The organism is Legionella moravica DSM 19234 (assembly GCF_000423305.1).
Classification (GTDB): Bacteria; Pseudomonadota; Gammaproteobacteria; order Legionellales; family Legionellaceae; genus Legionella; species Legionella moravica.
The window spans coordinates 1-25,259 of the sequence record NZ_AUHS01000027.1; the positions used below are offsets into that span (position 1 = coordinate 1).

The following is a 25,259-nucleotide window of genomic DNA, read 5'->3' on the forward strand; positions in this document are numbered from 1 at the left end:
CTGGGTTGGCTCCGCCTTTTCGTCGGTTGCCGCAGCCCAAAGAAGTACAATCTCTTTGCTGTATCCCTCAAATGGCGCATAACCCAATCCCGCCTCCGGCTCTCCCTCAGCAAAAGATGCATTAGCAGCCATCCATGGGTTGGGTTTCAGTATCCAGCGCAGCGCAGTATGCACATCATGTGCGTAATAAGCCCTCAATGCACTGGCGCGCGCTTCCCCGCTGAGGCCAAGCTGCTGAAACGCATCCCAGGTCAGGGGCAGGACTAAGTCCTTTCCATGAAGAGTGATGCGAGCCGGTTTGGCTTCATAACGTGTGCGTAGATAGTCACGTAGCTCTTCCAATAAATGGTCTGTGCTGAGGAAAGCCGTATGCGCATAATGCTCTTTAAGACGAGAGAAGCGAAGTTGCTCCAACGGTGATAAAGCACGTAAAGACGATTCCCTGTCCAGTGCTATGGCTCGGATGTCCACATCACCGGTAACGTCATCTGCATAATAATTATGGGCTTGCGCCAGATCATGCACCTGCGGTATTGCCATGAGCAATTGAATCGCTCCCTGGTTTTGGTGACGAATTGCTGTGCGCAGGAGTGCGTTTTCCTCATTGAGAAGCATCGTATGTGCCTGGGCACGTACGCTGGGGATACGCAGTAAAAAGCGCAAAAGCTGTTGCGATGCAGGACTGTTATGTCGAGTAAGTGCTATTGCCGCACGCAGGGCAAAAGCGGTGTTCGCCTCATCCAGCGTAAAGACTGAGTCTGGATTACTTTTGGCAAAGGCTACTGCTTCAGCATGCCATGATTCACAGCGCTCGTACAAAAATACCGACAATACATCACCACACTCCGCCTGATGCAAGAGCGCCCAATCCATAAATATCGGGTGGTTCAGAAGATGCCACAGTGTATCAGGATGTTTTTGAGCGCATTGAGTGAGACGAAAATTATCAGCCGGGCAGTCATTGAACACCACCTGAAAATCGTCAATTCCACAAAGACATCGGAGTACAGTGTTCAAAAACTCTGGTGTCATCGAGCGTTCCAGGTGCCGCAGAATGGAGGTTCTCCCATTTGCCGCAGCATCAACGTATATGTTGGCGATAATTCGATCAGGAATTTCGGGATGTCGCCACTTCTTTAATTGTCGTTCCACATAGTACGCGCTTTCGGGAGTTCCCATTACGCAAGAATAAGTAAGATAATAATCGGCGAAAATCGCTCTATAGATTTGCCTTCGAGGCATGTAAAACTCAAGGTAAGGCAAGACGTCAATCTTCCACAGTTTAAGAGCATTTCTGTATGCTGCATAATTATCGGCCTGAAGCGCCGCCTCCAGGAAACCAGAAGGCATTATTTCAAACAAATGCTGAAATAAGTCGATATTGCCTTTTGTGACAGCATCAATCACTATTCTATAATTATCGTTTTGAAGTATCTGTTTCATGTCGTCAAGAGACATGAACCCTTCAAGAAATGCCAGGATTTCAAAATGCTCTCGGCATATGGCCGTGCCCCATTCCTGAAATTGTTCTCGCTGGAACACATTCCTTATTTCTTCATGGCTCATAAAACCACTTAAGTACTCAGCGACTTCAATATCACCTCTAGATACAACGTTTCGAAACACTCCATAATCATATTTCGGTAGTACCTGTCTAATTTCTTCACGGGTTATAAAGCCTTCAGACTCAAAGTATTTCAATATTTGAACAGTACCGTGAGATATGGCAAGAGCATAATTGTGGCAATTCTGATTTCGAAGAACTGTCTGAGTTTCTGCTTTAAAAAGATGCTTTTCTATGTGCTTAAGGTTCGAAAGACAGCCAGACCGCATCACTTCTTCATATAATTTGTAATTCGATGCCCTTAAAATCATTTTAATTTCTGCATCAGTCATGTAGGTTTCAAGATGCTCAACGATGGCGGTATTATTGCCACACAGCGCCTTGCGGTATGCTAACCACGAACCTGCACTTATGAATAAACGTGTTGCTTCCTTGAGTATATTGGATTCGAGATGTTTGAGTATATGAAGGTGACCGCAAGAGATCGCAAGGTAATATGGATTAAAAGTACTGTTTTTTAAGGCTTCGAGTACTTGTTGAGGTGTCATTAATGACTCAAGGTGCTGCACCATCTCTATATGACCGTTTCTAATGGCCCGAATATAAGGCGTGCAACCCAAACCTTCGGGGTTAAACATTGAAATCGCTATGCTTCTTTGTGCCGCGCCCATACAACCTTCCAAGTACTGCAGGGTGACCATATCCCCCTGTTCTGCAGCCATGCCATAGATTTCGTAACCATTGGCACTCAGTGCTTCTTTCCAGATGCTGTCTTCTAATCCTGTTTGCAACTGCTCGAGTGTCGAAACATCCCCTCTTTTGACTGCAGCTCGCACCACCTTATATTGATTTGCTCGTAATGCGGCATGTTTGCGTCCATAGGGCATTCGTGGCTCCAGGTACTGCATGGTAGCGACATGGCCGTTTATAGCAGCTTGGCGGTATGCCTGATAATAACCGGCGACAACTGCAGCGATTCGTTGTTTTTTCGTCATGTGCGACTCAAGATACTGCAGTATGTCAACACATCCCTTTGCGGCGGCCTCTCGATAGGCCTCAAAGTGATTTTCCCGAATCGCGGTATTGATGTCTTCTGAACTCATTCGGCGTTCCAGGTACCGCAAGGTATCCGCATGTCCATTGGCAGCCGCCTTTCGGTATGCCTCAAATCGGTTGGTCTGAACCATGGCCATGATGCGCTCTTCCGTCATCCATCGTTCAGCATATTCCAGGGTAGCGGTATGACCGTTTGCCGCGGCCTTTAACAGAGCGCCAAAGCCATCCGCTGCAAGCACTATGTTCCTGAATGCCGGCGACATCAGGGAATCCAGATGTATTACTATCTCAGTATGCCCATTGGATAACGCTTCTCTGAATGCCCGAGAATTCTGAACCAGTACAGCCACACATCGGTTAACAGGATAGGGGTAATTTTCAAGATAGTGAAGAAAAGCCATTTGGCCATTTGCTGCTGCTTCAATATACACAGCGAAATCATTGGCTGCAATCATCCTCTGCCACTGTTCGGGTGTTACACGCTGTGCCAAAAATTGCATGAAAGACAGATTGCCGTATTTTGCAGAAATAATACATGCTCGAGTCCAAAAACGTTGCAGGGTTTGGGGAGCGATTTTGACATCAGGGTGCGTGATATAACGCTCCAGAAGGTCTGTTCGTCCCGTAACCAACAGCGCCTTGAGCAAAACATACAAATGCTTCTTATCAATATTCAAAAGCGTAGGTAGCAATTCTGCAGGCGAAGCCTCCTGATGCCCCAACAGCATGCACAACAAAGCGTTGTAAGGTTGGTACCAACGGTTCACACGCTGCAAAAAGGTGTCGAAATCCAAATCCATGGCCCCAAACTCCCGAGCATCCGCTTGATAATCAAATTCATGTTTCCATATCGTCCAGGGAATACGACGAGCTATGGGGTGAGCGGCGTGTTGCAGCGGGTTTTTTAAAGATATCATGCGGACTTAATTAACCTTTTTGTAGGTAAAAATTTGAGCATTATAGGTTAATATAAGCCATTTGACAATTATTAATCACTATCCCTTCGGTAACATTCAGTTATGAAACAACTGGCACCCAATACCTTTACTGAAATAGGATTTATTAGCAGTAATTTAATCAATTTTGTTTCGACAAAACCATATCAATGACTTAAAATCAATCAACAGCATTCATTTCTTAGCATACCACCTCTTTAAAAGGAACATTTATGGAAGAAAAATGTGACAAGACAAACACCGAAGAATACCTCAATGTATCGAATGCGCCTGAACTAACCTGGCTTTTATTTAACGATTTATACATCAACCCTTTATTCTTTAAACGTGGTCTTCTGCTGGTTTCACCAACACCTAATAACGATGAGTTAGTTTCAGATGAACAAGAACGTTTTGTGATTAAAGAAAGAGAATTTATCTTTCACCTACCCAAGACACCTTCCTCGCAAAAACCAGAATCTCGCTCGTTTAAAAAAACTTATGCTTTAATGTCCTCACTAATAACTTTTGCAGCCACGCGTGAGACGGTTATTAACCCACTTGCTGAAAAACCAGTCGTTCTATTTAACAAACGACGACGAGATGAAATATTTTTACCCCTGTTATTTGGTGATACAACAGACCATGCCCTTTATCTTTATCCCTGGATAGCTAAAGCAAAGACACCTTTTTCTAATTTCTCTGGTTTCAGCCAATTTGTTACTGCTGGCTGTATGTTTGGGGCAAGCTTACAAGCGATTACTCATGATGGAGAAACGCTGGAGTTGATTAACCATCAAATAAGACTTCGCCCGGGACAAGTAATTACTTCTCTTCATTATGACGAGAGTACAGGAAACCCATATGAGCACGTTCTTTTTAGTGAATTTGAAAAAAATTGCCTCATAATAAAAGCATGTGCTAAGGATAATGAGGCAAAACGATTGTTCTATCATCTGCCTTCTCATGATTATATGTTATTTGGTATTGAACTTTTTGTTCGTCATCAAATGACTTATGACGCTTTAGATACGTTCATCAAAGCCGTGCTCGCTAAAAAGGAGTTTTATAAGGCGTCCCTTGGAGCGTTGTGTCACCAACATGGGATAGAGGTTACCTTTCAATCTCCTTTTGATAACCTATTTGGTGAGCTCGATAGTGTAACGCCCACCGAATCACTACTTGAACAATTAAAGATTAATCCCTATTCCCTTCAAAGGGGTGAAGAACAAGAAGAAAATATGGTTTTATATTTTTTGTCACAACTCAGTACGAACGAGATAAATCTGGAACAACGCGCAGTATGGCAAGACTTCCTAAACCTCGAAGAGAAAGATCAGATACCCAATACAATTGAAGGCTTATTCAAAATAGCCAATGCAGTAATGGTCGCAATGGCTGCTAGAGGGAAAGCCGATTATGAGACATGTTCTCTTCTCCCCTTATCTGAAAAACAAATCCAACTGCACTATGCAGCATATGTTGATAAATGGTCTAAACATCTTCCGAGCGAAAAAAACCTTTATCCCCAAACCGTTAATCTTACAACTTTTGATCCGGTTATTACTTACTCCCCGACAACCACTGGGCTTTTATTTTATTTCGCGAGCAATCTTAAAACACTATCCACCTTGTTGATTGATAAAAAAATTATCCAGCATGCTTCAAGAAACATAGGCCTTTTCGCTAATAAAAACCGAACTGATGGCGCGGAACCAGATGACGCACTAAGACCAGATTCTATAGAGTTCCAAGAGGTGGTTCCAGAAACAAAAAAACTATAAACGTACTAGAATTGAAATACATGCCATTAAAAAGATCGTCTAATGAAAGACAAAGGATACGACACAGCACCAAATTCTTTACTGGAGCAATTAGAGCGCATCCTGGATATTGGTTCTAACAAAGACTTAAATATCGAAACGTTACTGGAGCATATTGTTCATTATTATGAAACCATTATCGGGTGTATGCCGGGCAATGTGTATTGGTTGGATAAACACGGAAAAACAGTCGGTTGCAATAAAAACGTATTGACGATGTTTGGTTTAGATTCCATTGTACAGTTTAAAGGCTTAAGTTTTGAGGAAATGGGGCGAATTGGGCATTGGACGGACACAGCCATACAATCATTTAAACAAGATACCCTGGACGTCCTTCATACTGGAACCCCAAAACTTAATATTGAAGAACCCCCAATTCCTCACCATGATGGCCGAATTATCTACTTTTTAACTCATCGAGTACCGTTGTTTGATAACAAAAAAAATATTATTGGCGTGGTGGGTATTTCTATAGATATTACAGAACGTAAACAATTAGAAATAGAGCTTAGAGAGGAAAAAGAACGTGCAGAAGCTGCTAATAATGCAAAAACTGAGTTTCTAACCAACATGCGCCATGACATCCGAACACCTCTCGCGGGAATTGTAGGGTATTCAGAGCTGTTAAAATCTGAATCTACTGAGTCTCGCATTAAAGAATATGCTGATAATCTCATCGCATCAAGCCATGCATTACTGAATTTAATGGACGAAGTTCTTGAGGCCGTCAGAGTAAGTTCTGGTGAAATACCCATGCTTAAACGCAAATTTAACCTGAGGAAGACGTTCGATCAGGTCATTGCATTAAACCAGGCGCGTGCTCATGAAAAAAAATTAAACTTATCCCTTACAGTGGATACCAACCTCCCCAGCTTTGTTATTGGGGATAAAATCCGAATTCACCGAATAGCTCTTGAATTAATTGGAAATGCCCTTAACTTCACCGATAGCGGCTATGTGTCGGTAGATGTGACCCTTGCTAAAAAAGAAGAGCGCCAATTAGTCATTAAACTAACCGTGACTGATACTGGCATGGGTATTCCAAAAGACAAACAGCAAGAAATTTATCTGCAATTCAAACGACTGACCCCGTCGTACCAAGGTATTTATAAAGGTGCGGGATTAGGACTTTATGTGGTAAAACAATTTGTGGAAGAGCTCGGTGGTGAAATTTATGTTTCCAGCGAATCTCGTAAAGGAACCTGTTTTACCTGTCTAATTCCTCTCCAAGCGCCACTTCTCGATGATGATTCAGGCATTATTGATGAACACGAAGATTTAAAGGCTAAAACAGCATATATGACTCCTGCAAAACACCAACCATACAAAGATCCATCTATCTCCGTACCACATAATAAAACAGCGGCCTTGATTTTGGTTGTTGAAGATAATTATATTGCCCAGACCGTAGCCAAAGCATTATTAACCCAGTTAGCCTGTGCTGTTGATGTTGCATCTAATGGCATTGATGCTCTGGAGCTGTGCAAAAAGAAGCACTATGATTTGATTTTTATGGATATAGGATTAGGTGATGGCATGGATGGATATGAAGTCACCCACCACATTAGAAATTACTCCACTGAAATAAAGAACACCCCTATTATTGCGCTCACGGCACATGGTGGTGATGAAAACAGGCAACGCTGCATTGAATCTGGAATGGATGCGGTATTAACCAAGCCACTGACTCAAGCACATGCCATAGATATTCTTAAATCATTTATTCCAGAGCGACATGAAACTCCAGAAATTGAATCATCCAAAACAAGAAAAGACTTGCCTGACAGTGATGATGAACTGTTTCAATTAAACCAGTTTCCTATCTTAAACAGTGACGAAGCATTGAAAAACTGCGCAACTCAGGAGAAGCTAAAAGAATTGTTAACTTTAATGGCTCACGAACTTCCTAAAGATTTGGACGGGATGAAAAATGCCTTCAAGGCAAATAATTATCTTCTGGTTGAAAAAATAGCTCACAAAATCAAGGGCAGTGCCGTCTATATTGGCACTACTCGAATGAAATTTGCTTGCCAATATCTGGAACGCTATTGGAAATCAGGCGAGCGTAAATTGTTTAAGCAACTGTATCTTCAGGCAATAAGTACTATTGAAGAAACCATTATTTGTATAGAAGGTTGGCTGCAAAAGAATACATCTTGAATAATCAGGCTCAGCACGAAACCACACAGGATTGACTGGAAAAAGCCTCCGCTTGTCCTCCCATGAACTCATCGAAATAATAAGCCCAGGTTTTGCAAATCCTGTCGATGCTGATGACTTTGTTCCAGCTGTTGTATTCATTGAATGAATGATTATGACGCTTAAATACCTTGCAGAACGCTTCTCGCATGAATTCGGAATCGGTCCAGGCAATCAGGGGAAGTTTTGGGTGTTTTGAAATCAGGATGTCGGCAAGCTCAGGTCCATTACAGTATTGGTCATCAGAGGTTACGCCTAAATCCCCATCAATAACGACCATATCCGGATAGTGGCTATTAATCAGTGATAAAGCGGCCTGACTGTTATTCACAATCGTCACAGAAACCTGTGCTACCACTGACTCCAACAAACGACGTAAACAAAATGCATTAAACGCACTGTCCTCGACAATTAATACTCGCATCTCAACTCCCTAAGATTCACAAAGCGAGTATAAGGGGTAAACCTTAACAAAAACTTAAGGATTAAAATTAAATCTCGACATCATGAGCCAATAATCGTCTGTGCGCCCTGAAATAAGTGATTGGTGAATGTTCCAGAAAATCGGAGAGCTTTTCCATGTAAATACAGGCAAATCTATCCACCTGATAAGCAAAATAACTTTCTTCTGCTCCAGCCCGGAATACTCTCTCCCACTTGGGATTATAAAATTTGGCTTGCTCTTGTATTAATTTGCTAATTTGTAAATCTATGGCTGAAATTTCCACCTGCAAATTATGAATTTGACTGTCGTATTCTCTGGATGCTTCATCAATGCTTCGAGTACACAGATTGACGTAGTGTTGTTCCAGATTTTTTTTAACATTCATGGATTCGACTATTTTTCTTTCAGTCGGTAATGCTTTTAACTGAGCCGCAATCTCTTGACCTAATTCGTCAACAACCAAGGCGGTTCGCCAGTTGCAATCTTTTTTCAATCTTAAAATATCGCCATAGATGTGATCACCAATATAAAGAATCTCATCACCGCTAACGTTAAGTTGCTCCGTGAATTTTTTAGCATTGCCTCCTTGATAGACCCCTGGAGTGATAGCCCCAGTCACATTGGTCATGGTGCCATTTTCAGGATTAACGGATAAAAACCTGAGGTTGTCGTAAAAAAACCGGGGTTTATTTGCTAAAGTAATGACGTATTCAAACAAGTCGCGCCAGGTTTCGCCCTTATTCAAAAATGGAGTAATGGCATAATCCAGGAGCAATTTAGTATAAGTGTATTCCGAGTTGGTCAAAATAAATACTTTTTTCCCATGGCGAATAAAATGTTTTAAACCCTCTACAACCGCTTTTTCTTTGATAACGTATTTGTCTAAATCCTGAATAATAAGATTTTTTAAACTGCCATCCGAATGCACTTTATCAACACAATATTGCACATCCAACGCTATAGTCTGGTAATTAGGCATTTCTTCTGGAAACGCCTCTTTTAAATCGACCAACTGACCGTATAACACACAAAAAGCAATCGAAAATGAAGTATCAATCGCCATGTAATTGGGATCACTTAAATCAACGTAAGTACTTCGGTAAAATTTTTGCTGCTCATTAAAACTGATTAATTTCGTTCCATGATAGCTTTGTCTAATTGCACCATAACGACTTAACTTTAAAATGTTGCCGTTTTTACTGTCGATAACCAAACCGCGTATGGCATCATGATAATTAAATTGCAAATTTTTGATGGCTTCAGGATATTGTTTTAATTCAACCAATCGCTCTTTAATCAACTGATACACCAGGGCTTCAAATGCCTCTGAATTATATCGAATCAAGGTGTGATCCATATCCAGACCAATTAACTTGATTTTTTTCATGTTGATAATTCTATTGACAAAAACCTTGTGTGCATCCATCTTTTTTAAAACCTATAAAATGAGTCTTTTAACCAGGGGCTTTTGATAATTGCTCTACAATCCCTGCTGTATTCCTGCTTATTTCAAGCTCTTAACTTCGTCAACTGAAGCTACCAGCACCTTATCTGCCAAACGATGAGCAAACAATCCATTTTCAACTACTCCAGGTATCTGGTTAATGCTGTCTTCCAGTGCCATGGGCTGAGTAATGGTTAAATTAAATACATCAAGGATGATATTGCCATTATCCGTTACAAATCCTTCTCTGTACTCGGGATCACCACCTAATTTCACTAATTGTCTGGCGACAAAACTACGTGCCATGGGAATCACTTCAACTGCAACAGGGAACCTGCCGAGCTGAGTTACCACTTTAGATTCATCCACAATACACACGAATTTTTGGGCTACATTGGCAACAATTTTCTCACGAGTAAGAGCACCGCCACCGCCTTTAATCATTTCTCCGTGCTCATTCACTTCATCCGCACCATCAATATAAACAGGTAATTCATGTACCGCATTAAGATCAATGACCGGAATACCTGCTGCTCGCAATAAGGATTCAGTTGCTTTGGAACTTGCAACACAGGCATCAATTCGATGTTTTACAGACGCTAATTCTTTTATAAAGAAATTTACAGTAGATCCAGTACCCACGCCAACGACCATATCGTCTTCAATAAAAGCCATGGCTGCTTTTGCTGCTCTGATTTTCAATTCACTCATTGCTTACTGCCTTTTTGTCTTTGCCTGATTACTTCGTATAATGAAACACCAGTAGCCACCGATACATTCAAGCTGTCCACCGTACCTGCCATCGGTAGTGAAAACAGACCGTCACAGTGTTCACGAGTCAAACGTCTTAATCCTTCACCCTCCGCACCGAGAGCGATTGCTACAGTACCGGTGCAGTCAATTTGATATAATGATTCATCTGCTTCACCCGCTGCACCGTAGATCCAAACACCTTGCTCTTTGAGAATGTCCATAGCTCTAGCCAGATTTGTAACCCGTACTAAAGGAACGGACTCCGCGGCACCACAAGCTACCTTGCTGACGACGGGAGTAATGCTGGCACTTTTATCTTTAGGGATCACCACAAAATCCACGCCGGTTGCATCTGCGGAGCGCAAACAGGCCCCCAAATTATGGGGATCGGTAACACCATCCAATATTAATACAAGGCCTGGTTTTTTACTGGCCTCCAATAAAGGAATTAAATCGGATTCACCATACTCCGGTAATGGACGGGCTGAAGCGACAACCCCTTGATGAGTAAACTCGGCAAAACGTTGATTCATTTTCTGAGCGCTTAATTTTTCAATGCGTACCTTTGCCTGTTCTGCTTTATCCAATACATATTGCACTCTCTTATCAATTCTGTCTTGACTGACAAACAGAGTGTTTATCACTCTATGGGGGTTAGCCAATAAAGCAGTAACCGCATGAACCCCATATACAAACTGCTCACTCATTGCTAACTTCATCCTCTGCAGGCTCAAAATCAATTTTACGCTCGTCTAAATCAACACGTGCAACCAAAACTGTCATTTTATCGCCTAAACGATAGACTTGACCGCTGCGGGCACCGATTAAACGATGTTTTACTGAATCAAAGGTATAATAATCATTTTTTAACGAGGTTACATGCACCAGCCCCTCGACATATATTTCATCAAGCTCAACAAAAATACCAAAACTGGTGACCGCGGAGATTCTTCCTTTGAATACCTGTCCCAATTTATCTTGCATGTACTCACACTTCAGCCAGGTCACGACTTCTCGCGTTGCTTCATCAGCACGACGTTCGGTCATGGAAGAATGTTTGCCTAAACGATTCATATCCTCATGAGTATAACTAAACTCATAAACAGGGCGATTATCCAACAAATGGCCAATTGCTCGATGAATCAACAAATCAGGAAATCGCCTGATTGGTGAAGTAAAATGAGTATATGCTGAATAGGCCAAACCAAAATGCCCCTCATTCGCCTCAACATATTGGGCTTGCTTTAAGGAGCGTAGCATCACGGTCTCGATTAAATGCTTTTCAGGCCTGTCGCCAATCGCAATCATGGTTTTTTGAAAATCTTTAGGTGTTGGTTTTCTACCGCCAGTTAGTTGCAATCCCATCTCACCTAAAAACTGGCGCAAAGCGGTTATTTTATCTTCTTCGGGAGCCGCATGGACGCGATACAGGGTAGGAATTTCTGCTTTTTCCAAAAATTTGGCTGTTGCAACATTAGCCGCCAACATGCACTCTTCTATTAATTTATGGGCATCATTACGAATAACGGGAACGATGCATTTTATTTTTTTATTTTCATCAAATTCTATGCGGGTTTCAGTCGTCTCAAAATCCATCGCACCGCGCAATTTTCGAGTAGTTAATAAAACCTGATACAATTCGTAAAGCGATCCCAAAACAGGCCATAAATGCTGGTGTTTTTCATCGGTTTTCTGCTCTTCAAGCCATAATCCAACCTGGGTATAGGTTAATCGGGCCTGAGAATGAATAACCGCTCGATAAAAACGAGAACGTGTAATTTTGCCATCCATACTAATCGACATCTCGGCAACCATACACAATCTATCGACACGCGGATTCAATGAACACAATCCATTGGATAGTGCTTCCGGCAACATGGGCACAACCTTGCCGGGAAAATACACAGAATTACCACGCCGGGATGCTTCCTTATCCAATGCAGAGTCTTGCGCTACATAATTGCTTACATCAGCAATAGCTACATAGAGTTGAAAGCCGCCTTTAGGTTTTTTATAGCAGTATACTGCATCATCAAAATCTTTAGCATCTTCGCCATCAATAGTGACAAACGGCAATGCTCTCAAATCAGTTCGATTCTTAAGTTGGTCTTCGGTAACCTGTTGTGGAATTTTTGCGACTTCCGCCAGAACGTCATCCGGCCATTCAAATGGAATACCATGTGCATGAATTGCGACCTGAATCTCCATGCCCGGAGCCATGTGCTCACCTAAAACATGGATGACCTTTCCAATAGCCTGTGCCCGTTTATTGGGATAAGCAATTAATTCGACCAATACCATTTGCCCGTTTTTAGCACCATCGGCAAATTCAGGGGGTATGGAAATGTCCTGGGTCAAACGTTTGCTGTCAGGTAAAACGAAACTCACTCCGTGATCCGTAAAAAATCGGCCGACTACAGTAGCATTGGCATGTTCCAGCACTTCATGAATTTTACCTTCGGGTCGTCCTCGTCGATCGACTCCAGCCTGGTAGGCCAGAACCACATCCCCATGCATAACTGCCCGCATTTCTTTAGCAGAAAGTACCATGTCTTCGCCACCCTCATCAGGTACGAAAAAACCAAACCCATCAGGATGTCCTTGCACAGTTCCACGGCGCAGATTGATTTTTTGCAACAGACAAAATCGTCCTCTTCTGTCTTGCATTATTTGTCCGTCGCGCAACATGGCTTTCAATCGAAAACCCAGGGACTCCTGCTTGCTTTCTTCATTCAAATGCAATTTATCGAATAACTGATTTCTTGACATGGGTCTGCCATACTCATCAAGAACTTCCATAATGAATTCTCGACTGGGTATTGGGTCGGCATACTTTTCACTTTCCCGTTTATAAAAAGGATCTTTTGATTTTTTACTCACCTTTCACCACTTATATATTTTATTGTCATAATTAGTACTTAAACACAGTTTAATCTGTTCTACCACTTATCTATATAACTAGCAAGAATAGACACATTTATATAGAGTGAGTCAACAACCTGCATTTTTAAGTCAACAGGCCTTGAAATTGTTTTGATAAGTCGTCAACCCCAGTCGATTAAGATGAGCAATTATCCCTTTACTTCGCTACAGGTAATTTAAAACCACGCCCACCAACAGCCGCTGTCAAAGCATTTAAGGACATGTCTTCACCAACCCAAAAAGTGCCTTCACTTCCAGAGGGAATTTTTACCCCTTTCCACTGACATACCGCAATGGCTCCTTCGCAGGGAACCTGTTGCTCATGGCCCGGTCTGGATTCAATGCAATTTAATTCAAATGGGGGTTTATCGACAGCCAGGGCAGACCAGTTACCCGCCTGCAATCGCGTTGTCCATCCAGCACTGGCTCCAGGATTAGTCACGGGATGAGTGATCCAAAGATCAGCACTGGTGAGATTATGAATAAAGACCAATTTGCTGCTCTTTGATTTCAAGGTTACCGACTCACCTTGGACAGCAACAGCCTGGCATCCATCAGGCAGGGTGGATTCCGCCCAGAGACACGCACTGACAAACAGTAAGCAAAAAGAGAATACTATTCTCATGACACGCTCCATAGTTATGTTCCAAAATTATTTAAATCGGGCAGTTAAATCGTAGCGAATCTTCTAATAGACTCCACTGCTTTATAAAGAATTATATAGTTATCATATCGTTCTGACTAGCGACAACTTCGTTCCACTTCGGAGGTTTGGACTCCTGAGCGGCTCCAAATAAGGTGTGTTTCTTTGTCTTGCGATGAATCGCCGGGGCATTTATCACAGGACTGCGCTTTACAGTGTCCAGGAGTCCGATTAATTGCTTTCTTTTCACACGAAACCCTAGACAATCAGTATTTATGCCCCTGGTTTCTGGTGTGTTTACTACATCAGAGGCTTGTCGACGCTCTAATCCTGGTGAATGATCATCACATAACTTAACTATTTTGGAAGTCGATTGCTCTGCAAAAATACCATAATGCCATAATCGTTTAATCGTTTTTAATAAACCAAAATAAAATTCGCCTATATTGGCATGTAAATTTCTTTCCACTTCAGCTTCGGTTGCACCTTTTTGTAAACGCTTTTTTAATTCTTTATCAGTACACGTCTTAGCCAGAACGTCACATCCCTGTCGCACCAACTCGTACTGTTTATTTTGCCCCCAGTAAGTCAATAAACTGAGTTCAGCCTGCGGGGATTTTATCTCAGAGTTCATGATTTTTTTTGCATAAAACTGAGCCATATCACTTAATACCACCCCATCCAGCTTTTTGGGATTTTTTAACATCACCTCTTCCAGGGCATCAAATAAAACAAAACTGACATCGCGCTGTGGAAATTGGCGTAATAACCCTGAAACCGGATGAAAGAATTCTGTATGATTATCGAAGGAGTCAAAATAATCATGTATTAAGGTCAAGACTGATCTTTTTTGGCCCGAATAATTCAACAGATACACGCAAATCATTGGGAGTTTTTTGGTATTAATTTCTTTCCAGGTCTCCAGCATTAAATGCCGCCAGTCCAATAAAATTGGACTATCATTGAGTTCCTTTTTCAAGGGTATGTGAATAGGCAACCAATCCTTTTTATGGGGAAATTCATCTAATATTTGCTCCTTTGTACCTTCAGGTATCCAGAATTTATCAATTAATCTCTCCAGAAAAACACGTGAAAAGGACAAACGGGCAACCGATTTATTAAATCTTTTTTTATAATAAAACAATGAAGTCTGTCCCAAGCTGGCGCTCCTGAATATTAATTCCCCCAGGATTTTATGCCCAATTGAAGAATCTTTATCTAATGAACGCTTTTTACTCAAATGCCTATTTGTAAATTTTGCCATTTCATCTAATTCACGAGTTTGCCATGGCTCTTTAGCCGAGCGAGGCTGCTCTGCTTTTGAAAACAAGTGTGCATGCTGTTTATCTAAAACATGCAAAACTAATTTATATTGTGCTGTTCCTTCCCAAAAAGAAGTTTTATTTAAAGCAGAGATAACAGCAATCACATGATTTTTATTAAAATATTGAGTCACTCGACTGATTTCAGGATTTTTTACATGCTGAACAGCCGTTTGAGATCGATCATTTAGAAATTCTTTTAGCACAACGGCAGCACAAGCCTCTGTTCCAATCAACTGCAGCAGCAACGCATCAAATTGAGCTGCTTTTTTGTCTCTGGGCACTAAAGCAAGAGCATCGCTCAGGATGCAATCCAGATTATTTTTTTTACTGTAATAGGCAAATCGCGATAAACCCTCCGCAAACCAGGGTTTATCATAATACTGAGCCATATATTCAGCCAAACACCCTGTCACATGATGCCGCTCGAAAAACTGATGAACATCAGCTTCATAGGAACCGCTTAAGAATTGCGCCCGCTTTTTATCGTGCTTTAAAACGCTATGAAATAATTGAATCGCATTAGTCTTATGCCGAATATTGGCTAATACTCCAAATACCTCATCATCACTAAAATGATTGACTATCGATTCAAGAGCAGCAGGATTAATGTCCTTTGCCATACTCTGTACCGCGACTGAAACACGCCGTTCAAACCACTGAGCTCGCAAAACTCCAGCACCAGATCCCCCGATTTCGTAGAACACGTCCAGTGAGTTTTCAAAAAGCACGTGCTGAATCAATAATGCCAAACCTGCTGGCGACCTATCCAAGATCCGCTGCGAAATTGACCTCAGTACGCGAACGCTCAACTCTTTTTGCAATTGACTGGCACTTCTAACCTGGCCTGATTCAGATAAATAGCCGATTGCTTTTCCTGCCAGATCAAAGAGAAGTTCATTTTCCTGGACGGCTCGTGTCTGAATTAATGGTAGAGGCTCTTCATTAACAAAGGTAATTGCGTCATTAGCCTGATTGATAAATCCAATCTTCAATCCGGCTGAATTGTATAATGCAATGTCCTTTTTACGATCTAAATCAGCCGATTCAATAGGGATTTGTGAACCTTGTATATTCAATCGCAGAAGAACTTGATTGGGGTCAGTGCTCAATAGGTTTTCAATTTTTAATACCGACTGATACTCCATTACAATAGCTCTGAGCAACAAATCAAACCGCAAGGAAGAATGCACCTGACTGTAATAGCCATAAAGCACGTGCAAAGCGCGATCCCCAATTTCATTTCCCTCTTTCAGCTCCTGATTAGCCTGCTCTTCCAATTGATACAATAAGTTATTTATCCTGTGCTCAATACTCAATTTTATTGTTTTAAATCGCTTGGCTAACCAATCTTCTTGGGGGCCAAATTGTTTCTGCAAGTGCAAATTAATGCGGTTTAAATGTTCTTTAAATTCAACCGTATTGGTATTACGTTCATTCGACGCCAAGATGATCTTGTTTAATTCAGTTTGACTCAGGGTTAAACCAAGCAAAGTCAATCTATCGATTAGTTGTTTTAATACTGCTGATGAGTGTGCGGCCACAAAATCAGGAGAGATTAACAGCTTCTCTATACTCTGGCCGTCAAAACCTTCATCTGTTTTATGATGAGATCCATCCTGAAGAGGCTTGGCCAATTTTGGAGTCAGTGGTATCTCGAAAAGAAAATCGTCCATTTGTTTAAGGCGAGCTTGTATCCTCTTCAAGCATTTTTTATCAGGCGCACAGGATTCGTAGCAAAATAAGGACAGCATTTCCAAATACAGCCGCTGTTCTTCAATACCCTCCTGAGAACATTTTTTTAAACAGAAATCAACAATGAAATAATATTGATCCGCATTCAAGCCACTTAGAAATTCAATTTGTGTCAGGGTATCCATCTTCTTTAACAGATCATGAAGTACCGTAATAAATCCCGAAGCAACCGATGTATTATGATCCAGTGCGGATTGATAATACGCACAAATAGCCCATAGAGTCTCTAGATGAAGGGGAAAAGGATAAGCATCAATTGACGCTCTCAACTCAGTCAGTTTGTCCATCTCATTCGTACCTGATGAAAAAATCAGTAATAAAAGTCGAAAAGACATGAGTTGTATTGCCTGCTCTGCAAATGAATCAAGATAGCGATTAAACCATCCGGAAAAATCAGGTTGGCGTAAAAATTGAAATAAATCGTTTCGCTTTATTGCCTCCAATTCCTTATTACTTTTACTAAAAAAAACTTCCAGCAAAGCATGAAGATTGGGATCCTTGTTTAAACGATCCAAAGCCATCAGGGAGTGTTCCATAGACTGCTCAAGTACCCTGATTAATTCATTAGGTCCTTGCTGTTGCCATGCGGTAATGATTGGCCAAGCCTCTGCAAAATCATTTAACTGATTACAAATTCGAGCATTGAATTCATGATTATCGATCCCCTCACCGCCATCCAATGATTGTAGCGACGCGAGAAGCAACTCTCGTAATTGCTGTCGTAATTCTTCTGGGGCATAGACGGATACAATGGGAAAAATCGGATAATGCCCTGGAAATTGCATGTTTGAAATGCTCCGGGCGTGTTTTTCATTGAAATGTGCCGGAATTTGTCTGCAAAACAGATCCGTTACATTGTCAGAATCTTCATTAAAATGCTTTAACAGCCAATTTTTTAAAACAGGACTTGTTAATTGGTGAATTTGTGATTTTACGATATCGATTAACAGCTTCATACCACTTTTCCTTAAAACCGCAAAAATCCCTGGCACTTAATTCCATCAAGAACAATACGTTAAATATACAGTTAATCCACTAATTTGAAAATGAAGAAGTGCGCCTTTAGATAATATACACACTGTGGTTATGAGATCACTACAATTTTGATAGAATGTTATCTACTGGATCATTATTTTAAATGATCAGCACACCTTCGTAAGGATGAAACATAATGCATATATGGGTAGACGCTGATGCCTGTCCCAAAATAATTAAAGATATTTTATTTCGTGCAGCCATACGCACAAAAACCCACATGACCTTGGTGGCTAATGCCTTCCTGACGTACCCCAACTCACCTTTCATTCGTTCGGTACGGGTAGAAAAAGGCTTTGATCAAGCCGATAACTTCATCGTCAGTCATGTACAAGCTGATGATATAGTCATTACTGCAGATATTCCTCTCGCATCTGAAGTTGTTGCAAAAAACGCTTTGGCCATTAACCCGCGAGGGGAAATTTATACCGCAAATAATATCAAACAGCGCTTAACCCTAAGAGATATAAATGAGCAATTGCGTTCTACGGGAGAGCGTATTGGTGGTCCACCAGCATTAAGCATCAAAGAAAAAACCGCATTTGCCAATGCCTTGGATCGCTGCCTGGCTAGAAAAAAGTGAACAGAAGCTCTTGGCATTTCATCTATTTCCCCCTGAACGATCTTCACTTTTTAAAGGTTGAGCTTAGTCAATGATCTACTCACGAGACAGTGCAGAGCGTAGGGAGAGTAGCCAGTGTCAACAAATCCTAATTTAAGCCCAAATAATCACCAATTTGACAAATAATATTTAGACACCTAGAGTTTAAGTAAATCTTGATTAGGCTATAAACATGCAAAAGATATTTGGTTTTATCTTGTTTATAAGCAGTACTCTTCTCTTTGGTGCCCCGATCACTGTCGGCTTTATTATTACTCCTCCTTATGTGGTCTTTGCAGACGTGGATAAAAAAGAATTTTATGGCTTTAACATTGACCTGATGAATGAAATTTGTAAGCGAATCAAAGAAGACTGTGTGTATAAAGCCATCTCGTTTAATAATGAGTTGGCGGAGTTGCAAGATGGTTCTGTTGATCTTGAGTTCACTCAAATCCCCATAACCAATGATGCCACAGGCAATTATTTATTCAGCCTTCCTTATTTAATCAGTGATGGTCAATTTGTGACCCTAAGCAACAACAAAATGAATACCATTAGCGATCTAAAAAATAAACGCATCGGTGTTATAACCGATACACTGTATCAAATATTGCTTAACTCAAATTATGATGATGGCCAAATTACGCGATACTCAAATTTTCCAGATATGATCTCAGGACTTGAAAATAATAAGATCGATGCCGTTTTTATTAATAATCATCTCGCGCATTACATGGTGTACAATGCGTCATTAGATATCAAAATGATTGGTAACAAAATTCCTATTGGGGAGGGCTATGGAATTCTCGGACTGCAAACCAATAAAGCCTTGATAGATAAAGTGAATACCGCTCTGCTCAGTATGGAGTCTGATGGTACTTATCTCAACATCTATACACTGTACTTTGGTGAAGGACAATAAACTTTCCCTCTACCTTAGCAAGGAAGTTGCTGATTGACCTCCATTATTTCCCCATTGAAAGAATGCTGGATTCGCTCCCATAAAAAAGGTTAAACTATTCAACTTTTTAATCAGTAGGATAGATTATGCACCAGGATATCAATCCCTCAGTTATCACCAACCTGCATAAAAACTGCATCATCGCATGGAAATCTTCAGGGATCGAACACCAACATACGCAGTTTCTTCAATTGGTTGAAGAAAATCATGCATTTAATTATCAATTATGGCATGCCGAAGATCGGGCACGCAGAGACGACATGGGTTTTGAATTTGTATATCAGGCGAAACGTGAAATAGATACCTGTAATCAGCTGCGAAATAATCGTATGGAAGCTATGGATGAATGGTTGTTTCATTTATTGCGCCCAGCCAATCCCGCACAATGTCCTGTTAATTCAGAATCACCAGGGATGATTATTGACCGTCTCTCCATATTAGCACTCAAATCCTATCATATGAACCTTCAGACCAAGCGTACTGATGTCAATGACGAGCATAGAAACACCTGCGCACAGAAACTGAAGACCATACATCAACAATTAGATCAATTAGCTCTTTGTCTAGGACAATTACTGACTGAAGTACACGAAAAATCACGCACCTTCAGAATATATCATCAATTTAAAATGTATAACGATCCTACGTTAAACCCTGAATTGTACTCTGCGGACTAGCAGTAAATATTGAAAAGTCCTGTTCGCTCTTGGCGTGACGTATCTCTGATTTGATTGGTTTTTTATTAAAAAATCCGAAAGGGGATGAAGAGGTAGGCAAAGTACTCTGGGAATCAGTCCGAGGATTTTTGCTCTGGATTGACTCCCCCTGTGACTCGGTTTGGAGCAGTACCTTCGTTGTTACAGGATCATGAACAGGCTGAGGCTCAACTTCAGCGGCAAGATCGACCTGTCCTAAAGGTGCACGCCCCAGCCCCCTTGCCAAGGCTCTGAGCGCCAGGATAATACCAAAGAATAATGCACTGAATACGGATAGAACATACATTATCGGTGTATCTTGATAATGCCCCTGTTCGTCCATCTCCTGTAGAGGATTTCCGGCAAAATCAACAAATTTTTGTCCTTTACCAAAACCGGAAAATAAGGAACGAAACACTTCAAACCATTCCTGAAAGAAAAACTGCGGAGATCGATCAAGAAAAAGACCATCTCTGATTGATTGCTGAAAAGACTCTGGCTCAAGAAAATCAGCGGCCCCACTCAATAGATTGTTCTTCATTTCAATCAATTCATCGAATGGATGATGTTCAGAATCATCTTTCTTGTTTAATTTAAAATAAGTTGTAACCAGAGATTGAATTGCAAAACCGACCATAAACACCAAGCCAAGAGTGACGCAGGTAACAAGCAATGCAGGTGGAAAGGCTATACCTGTTAATACCAATATAGATCCCACCAAAAATAAGATACTTGCCAAAGCGCTGTAAGCATACAATCCGTTTTTTATTCCTAATAAAGCAGCAGACAAATAAGTAGGGGTTGATTGGTGTTTGAGCAGATTTCGTTTATCCTCAAACCGGTTGATTAACTTATAAACTTCCAATTCCAAACAGCGAATGGCGATATAATCCTTTAAAGTTTTATTGGGTATATCCCTTAAAGCTAATAATTGCGCGTAGCTGGTTTCCAATTCTTTGGTAATCAAAGCCAATTCACATTTAGTATGAGTGACAAACAATCTGAGCTGAAAATCATATTCTTCATATAAACGGGTTACAACACAGGCAATAGTGTATATAGCGCAAATAATGGCCATTGATGCCAGCAAGGGAGGCGATAACATAGCCAGACCTAACACCCCGACATACAGATACAAACCGTCAATGAAACCACCAGCAGCTACTGCAACAAACGCCTTGCAACGTGTATCAAATGATTGTGATTGTTCTTTGATTTTTCCCAGGTAGGATTCACTTTCTTCCCTGGTTAGTGTTCTCAACTTTTTGATTTCAAGCAAAAGTTCCGCATTGGCTGTCATCATTACTTTTCGGTCATTGACCATTTTAAGCAGCCAGGTTCGATTGACTGCAGCAAAAATGCCAAGCAATAATCCAACTGGAGCGATAAGATATTTTAAATCAATCCCTCCAATTAAACTAATGGCGACTATCGCACTTCGGAATCCCTTGTACGCATTTTTCAGCCCCTTCATAATGCCACGAAAATAAGGCCAATCCGTAGCGATGTATTTTTTAATCGAGTCACCCTTTTCTTTATCATATAGGGTTGCCAGAAAAGAGAATGATACCAAAAATAGAGTTTCAATAGAGATTGCGATGATTCCACCAGGAGTCATCATCAAGTCGTGCATCTGATCATTGGTGCCACTTGGAATGCACAGATCAAAAAAATATTTGAACATGCTGTAGGAGGAACTGAGCGAATCGAGAACTGCATAAGCGTAGTATACGGTGCGATCTTTATCGAGTTTTTCTGCGAGAATTCGACTTTGCGCGTCGATACGGCCAGCAATTGCTAGAATGAAAACTAAATCTACAGGTTTTATAGTTTGTTTTTCATCACTCTTAAGAGACATTAGTGCACGTATGGGCCATCAGCTAAGATTGCGCAACATTGTATGCATTATTGCGCTTGATGTCAATAAAATTTTCATCCTGAATTAAAAAAATACAAAAATCAAGGGCGATTTAAGATTTTATCACACTCAAAGAGAAAAAATATGAATAAATTTGAAATTTCTTTAACTAATCTCTTTCACGTACTGTGACTTAAGACTCAAACCTGATACGATATTGCACCAATTAATATATATAACCCTAATTGAGGATTAGATGAGATCAATACTTGCTCTCTTTTTATTTATGTCACTATTGACTGGATCTGCTATGGCAAAAAGTGAAGTACAAATTTATGGTTATGTTGAAAAAGCCACATTGGTGGATAAAAATCTTACTCTCTCGGCAAAATTGGACACCGGTGCAAAGTCCGCATCATTAAACGCAATAAATATCACTGAAATCGATGTAAAAGGTGTACCTTATTTACGTTTTACTGTTCCTACCAAAAATGGCGATCATATTTTTGAATGCGAATACATAGGCAAAGTAAAAATTAAAGTCAGAGCTAACGAGTCAAATCCCGGGTTACAAAAATCCGCTCCAATTAAACGCCCGGTAGTCCTTTTAAATGTAAAACTGGGAGATAAAGTCAGAGCCATACAGGTTAATTTAACCAACAGAAAACGCTTTCTCTACCCGCTGCTTCTGGGGCGAGATGCAATTATTGATTTTGATGGCGCAGTTGATCCCGCCCTTACCTTTACCTTGAAATCCAAGAGCTTTACTAAATAATGAAAAAGAACACGCGACATGTCTACGGCCTCATCCTTACCCTGTTTCTCCTCGGTTCTGGAATATTTTTATATCGGCATATTATTTTGGACGTTCCTCTAACAGACACTGAAACAATAAACAGCTGGATGGTTGAATCGAATTTACGCTTTACTGCAGACAACAATACTCCGATTAAAGCCAGTTTTACCATTCCTTATTTACCCCCTCATTTCGCGATTCTTGATGAATATTTTGTTTCCAGAAGCTATGGGGTTACAACCAATTTAAACGGTTATAACAGAGAAACTGTCTGGTCTATCAGACGTAGCCATGGTGCTCAATCACTCTATTACCGAGCCATTTTTCGCCAGACAGACAGTGATGAATCGTCTTTACCCAAACCCTCTGTCATCAAGTCACAGCCCCTGGATGACAGCCAAAGATCGGCAGTTGAAACTATTACCAACCAGGTCAGACAATCATCTGCAGACATCCAGACTTTCGCTCAAAGCACTATTAAAGAGTTAAATAAGAAAGATGGAAATGCCAAATTATTAGTTGGGAATGAGTTCAACGATGAAACCATCATCAATGCAACCATTTTATTACTCAATCAATCGAAGATTTTTGCTATGCCGGTGAAAGGCATTTATCTGAACCAGCAGAGCAAAGCGGATTTAAAATCCTTGCTGGCAGTATTTAATGGCAAGCGCTGGATCTACATTAATCCACGTACTGGCGGAGCAGGATTACCTAAAGAGTTTCTCATCTGGCAATACGGTAATGATCCTTTATTTAACGTAACTGGTGGTAATAAAGCCCAATTTTCACTTACCGTTTCTCCAACGCCGATTAACGCACTCAGTGTTGCCAAATCCAGAGGCTTGCAATCCGATTCACAACTCTTGCGATTTTCACTTCTTCAGCTCCCGGTGAACGTTCAGGCCACTTATAAAATCCTGTTAACAGTACCTATTGGGGCCTTTATTATCCTGTTGCTGCGCAATTTCGTAGGCATAAAAACCTTTGGCACCTTTATGCCGGTATTAATTGCTTTGGCATTTAGAGAAACGCACGTTGTCTGGGGGATAAGTCTCTTTGTTATCATTGTTTCTTTTGGCCTGCTCGCCCGTTTTTATCTGGATCAATTACGATTGCTTTTGGTGCCGAGGCTGGCTGCCATTCTCACGGTAGTCATTTTATTAATGATATTCATTAGTGTGGTTAGTCAAAATCTGGGACTGGATTCCGGGTTATCTGTTGCTTTATTCCCTATGGTTATTTTAACCATGACCATCGAACGGATGTGCATTACATGGGATGAACGTGGAGCATCCGAGGCAATCAAATCGGGTGTCGGCAGCCTGGTAGCCGCTGTTTTATCCTATTGGGCAATGAGTTACGAACCCGTGCAATACTTGGTATTCGCGTTCCCAGAACTGCTTCTTGTTCTCCTGGGATTTATTTTGTGGTTTGGCCAATACCGCGGTTACCGACTTTCCGAACTAAAACGGTTTAAAGCACTTGCGAGCGCTATAGAATGATCCGTCTCTATCGTCGCTTAAAAAAACACGGCGTTTTAAGTATTAATCAGCGAAATACTGATTTTGTCTTGCGTTACAATCCAAGAAAGTTATTTCCCTTGGTTGACGATAAACTTAAAACAAAAAAACTTGCGCTAAAAGCCGGAATTGCTGTTCCCCCCTTATACGACATCATAGAAACAGAACAACAAATCCGAAACATAGAGGAACGATTTTCTCCCTATAATGATTTCGTTGTTAAACCCGCACGTGGGTCTGGTGGTGATGGTATTTTAGTGTTCAAAGATAAAGTATACGGCCGCTATCGACAAATTAACGGAAAACTGACTACCCATCAGGAATTAAGTTACCATCTGTCATGCCTCTTATCAGGTGCCTATAGTCTCGGGGGATCCTCTGATTATGCCATCATCGAAAAACGAGTCGTTGTCGATCCCGTTTTTGCCGAAGTCAGTTATGAGGGCATTCCAGATATTCGGATCATTACCTTATTGGGTTATCCGGCAATGGCCATGGTGCGTTTGCCCACGCGTCTTTCTGGCGGCAAAGCAAATTTGCATCAGGGAGCAATTGGTGTGGGGGTTGATCTTGCAACCGGAAAAACTCTTGGCGGTGTATTTCAAAACGATACCATTGACTACCATCCCGATACTTTGAATCCTATTGTGGATATTGAAGTACCTTACTGGAACCAAATCCTTGAAATTGCATCGAGTTGCTACGATTTAACCGGATTAGGCTACCTGGGCGTTGATATAGTATTGGATAAAGATCAAGGGCCTTTAATGCTGGAGCTTAACGCAAGGCCAGGGTTAAATATTCAGATTGCCAATCGTGAGGGCGGATTAAATCGGTACAGAGCTATTGAAAACCGGTTTATGGAGCATGGGCAGGAATCTGTATCGGATAAAGTGACCTTCAGCCGCGAACTTTTTGCCCGGTAACAA

Annotated in this window: 16 protein-coding genes and 1 pseudogene; 8 read left to right on the forward strand and 9 right to left on the reverse strand. The window is 41.0% G+C overall.

The annotated features are described in order from the left end of the window. Positions 1-3,537: pseudogene (locus G543_RS18375) on the reverse strand (hypothetical protein); the annotation flags it as partial. 251 nt (positions 3,538-3,788) lie between these two features. Between G543_RS18375 and G543_RS0107625 the strand changes: the two are divergent. Together G543_RS0107625 and G543_RS0107630 are read left to right on the forward strand one after the other, a co-directional pair. Further along, entirely contained in the window at positions 3,789-5,339 is a 1,551-nt protein-coding gene (locus G543_RS0107625; protein WP_028383997.1) for a hypothetical protein, read from the forward strand. 42 nt (positions 5,340-5,381) lie between these two features. Further along, a complete protein-coding gene (locus G543_RS0107630) occupies positions 5,382-7,538 on the forward strand; it encodes a PAS domain-containing hybrid sensor histidine kinase/response regulator (protein WP_028383998.1) in 2,157 nt (718 codons plus the stop codon). 10 nt (positions 7,539-7,548) lie between these two features. Here G543_RS0107630 and G543_RS0107635 read toward each other — a convergent pair whose 3' ends face one another. The 7 genes from G543_RS0107635 to G543_RS17410 form a co-directional block, all read right to left on the reverse strand. After that, a complete protein-coding gene (locus tag G543_RS0107635) occupies positions 7,549-8,001 on the reverse strand; it encodes a response regulator (protein ID WP_028383999.1) in 453 nt (150 codons plus the stop codon). A 67-nt stretch (positions 8,002-8,068) separates the two neighbouring features. Next, positions 8,069-9,448 (reverse strand): HAD-IG family 5'-nucleotidase, encoded by a 1,380-nt coding sequence (locus G543_RS0107640; protein ID WP_028384000.1) that lies wholly within the window; start codon positions 9,446-9,448, stop codon positions 8,069-8,071. Between the two features lie 78 nt (positions 9,449-9,526). Then, a complete protein-coding gene (gene rpiA, locus G543_RS0107645; protein ID WP_028384001.1) occupies positions 9,527-10,177 on the reverse strand; it encodes a ribose-5-phosphate isomerase RpiA in 651 nt (216 codons plus the stop codon). Beyond that, positions 10,174-10,926, reverse strand: a complete 753-nt coding sequence (gene rlmB, locus G543_RS0107650; protein ID WP_028384002.1) for a 23S rRNA (guanosine(2251)-2'-O)-methyltransferase RlmB — start codon at positions 10,924-10,926, stop codon at positions 10,174-10,176. The genes rpiA and rlmB overlap by 4 nt, the downstream gene beginning before the upstream one ends. Continuing rightward, positions 10,919-13,099, reverse strand: coding sequence for a ribonuclease R (gene rnr / locus G543_RS0107655; protein WP_028384003.1), 2,181 nt, complete (start codon positions 13,097-13,099; stop codon positions 10,919-10,921). Before rnr ends, rlmB begins: the two co-directional genes overlap by 8 nt. A gap of 199 nt (positions 13,100-13,298) precedes the next feature. Beyond that, positions 13,299-13,766, reverse strand: coding sequence for a hypothetical protein (locus G543_RS0107660; protein WP_028384004.1), 468 nt, complete (start codon positions 13,764-13,766; stop codon positions 13,299-13,301). A 91-nt stretch (positions 13,767-13,857) separates the two neighbouring features. Beyond that, entirely contained in the window at positions 13,858-17,817 is a 3,960-nt protein-coding gene (locus G543_RS17410; RefSeq protein WP_051190639.1) for a hypothetical protein, read from the reverse strand. Positions 17,818-18,032: 215 nt separating this feature from the next. Between G543_RS17410 and G543_RS0107670 the strand changes: the two genes are divergently transcribed. The 3 genes from G543_RS0107670 to G543_RS0107680 all read left to right on the forward strand — a co-directional run bounded on the left by G543_RS0107670 (position 18,033) and on the right by G543_RS0107680 (position 20,135). Further along, on the forward strand, positions 18,033-18,479 hold the full coding sequence (locus G543_RS0107670; RefSeq protein ID WP_028384005.1) for a YaiI/YqxD family protein: 447 nt from the start codon (positions 18,033-18,035) through the stop codon (positions 18,477-18,479). Between the two features lie 211 nt (positions 18,480-18,690). After that, the gene (locus tag G543_RS0107675) at positions 18,691-19,419 is read left to right on the forward strand and encodes a transporter substrate-binding domain-containing protein (protein WP_028384006.1); all 729 of its coding nucleotides are present in this window, start codon (positions 18,691-18,693) and stop codon (positions 19,417-19,419) included. A 125-nt stretch (positions 19,420-19,544) separates the two neighbouring features. After that, complete coding sequence (locus G543_RS0107680; RefSeq protein ID WP_028384007.1) at positions 19,545-20,135, forward strand: DUF4254 domain-containing protein; 591 nt, start codon at positions 19,545-19,547, stop codon at positions 20,133-20,135. Here G543_RS0107680 and G543_RS0107685 read toward each other — a convergent pair. Further along, positions 20,101-22,011, reverse strand: coding sequence for a hypothetical protein (locus G543_RS0107685; protein WP_028384008.1), 1,911 nt, complete (start codon positions 22,009-22,011; stop codon positions 20,101-20,103). The genes G543_RS0107680 and G543_RS0107685 overlap by 35 nt on opposite strands. 256 nt (positions 22,012-22,267) lie before the next feature. Between G543_RS0107685 and G543_RS0107690 the strand changes: the two genes are divergently transcribed. The 3 genes from G543_RS0107690 to G543_RS0107700 are packed head-to-tail and all read left to right on the forward strand — an operon-like array spanning position 22,268 to position 25,256. Next, entirely contained in the window at positions 22,268-22,786 is a 519-nt protein-coding gene (locus G543_RS0107690) for an ATP-dependent zinc protease family protein (protein ID WP_028384009.1), read from the forward strand. Then, the gene (locus tag G543_RS0107695) at positions 22,786-24,312 is read left to right on the forward strand and encodes an inactive transglutaminase family protein (protein ID WP_028384010.1); all 1,527 of its coding nucleotides are present in this window, start codon (positions 22,786-22,788) and stop codon (positions 24,310-24,312) included. The genes G543_RS0107690 and G543_RS0107695 overlap by 1 nt, the downstream gene beginning before the upstream one ends. Continuing rightward, positions 24,309-25,256, forward strand: a complete 948-nt coding sequence (locus tag G543_RS0107700; RefSeq protein ID WP_028384011.1) for an alpha-L-glutamate ligase-like protein — start codon at positions 24,309-24,311, stop codon at positions 25,254-25,256. Before G543_RS0107695 ends, G543_RS0107700 begins: the two co-directional genes overlap by 4 nt. Positions 25,257-25,259 lie beyond the last annotated feature (3 nt).

Coding starts and splice junctions, on each gene's coding strand:
- G543_RS0107625 (WP_028383997.1), top strand. CDS start 3,789: ATGGAAGAAAAATGTGACAAGACAAACACCGAAGAATACCTCAATGTA.
- G543_RS0107630 (WP_028383998.1), top strand. CDS start 5,382: ATGAAAGACAAAGGATACGACACAGCACCAAATTCTTTACTGGAGCAA.
- G543_RS0107635 (WP_028383999.1), bottom strand. CDS start 8,001: ATGCGAGTATTAATTGTCGAGGACAGTGCGTTTAATGCATTTTGTTTA.
- G543_RS0107640 (WP_028384000.1), bottom strand. CDS start 9,448: ATGGATGCACACAAGGTTTTTGTCAATAGAATTATCAACATGAAAAAA.
- rpiA (WP_028384001.1), bottom strand. CDS start 10,177: ATGAGTGAATTGAAAATCAGAGCAGCAAAAGCAGCCATGGCTTTTATT.
- rlmB (WP_028384002.1), bottom strand. CDS start 10,926: ATGAGTGAGCAGTTTGTATATGGGGTTCATGCGGTTACTGCTTTATTG.
- G543_RS0107660 (WP_028384004.1), bottom strand. CDS start 13,766: ATGAGAATAGTATTCTCTTTTTGCTTACTGTTTGTCAGTGCGTGTCTC.
- G543_RS17410 (WP_051190639.1), bottom strand. CDS start 17,817: ATGAAGCTGTTAATCGATATCGTAAAATCACAAATTCACCAATTAACA.
- G543_RS0107670 (WP_028384005.1), top strand. CDS start 18,033: ATGCATATATGGGTAGACGCTGATGCCTGTCCCAAAATAATTAAAGAT.
- G543_RS0107675 (WP_028384006.1), top strand. CDS start 18,691: ATGCAAAAGATATTTGGTTTTATCTTGTTTATAAGCAGTACTCTTCTC.
- G543_RS0107680 (WP_028384007.1), top strand. CDS start 19,545: ATGCACCAGGATATCAATCCCTCAGTTATCACCAACCTGCATAAAAAC.
- G543_RS0107685 (WP_028384008.1), bottom strand. CDS start 22,011: ATGTCTCTTAAGAGTGATGAAAAACAAACTATAAAACCTGTAGATTTA.
- G543_RS0107690 (WP_028384009.1), top strand. CDS start 22,268: ATGAGATCAATACTTGCTCTCTTTTTATTTATGTCACTATTGACTGGA.
- G543_RS0107695 (WP_028384010.1), top strand. CDS start 22,786: ATGAAAAAGAACACGCGACATGTCTACGGCCTCATCCTTACCCTGTTT.
- G543_RS0107700 (WP_028384011.1), top strand. CDS start 24,309: ATGATCCGTCTCTATCGTCGCTTAAAAAAACACGGCGTTTTAAGTATT.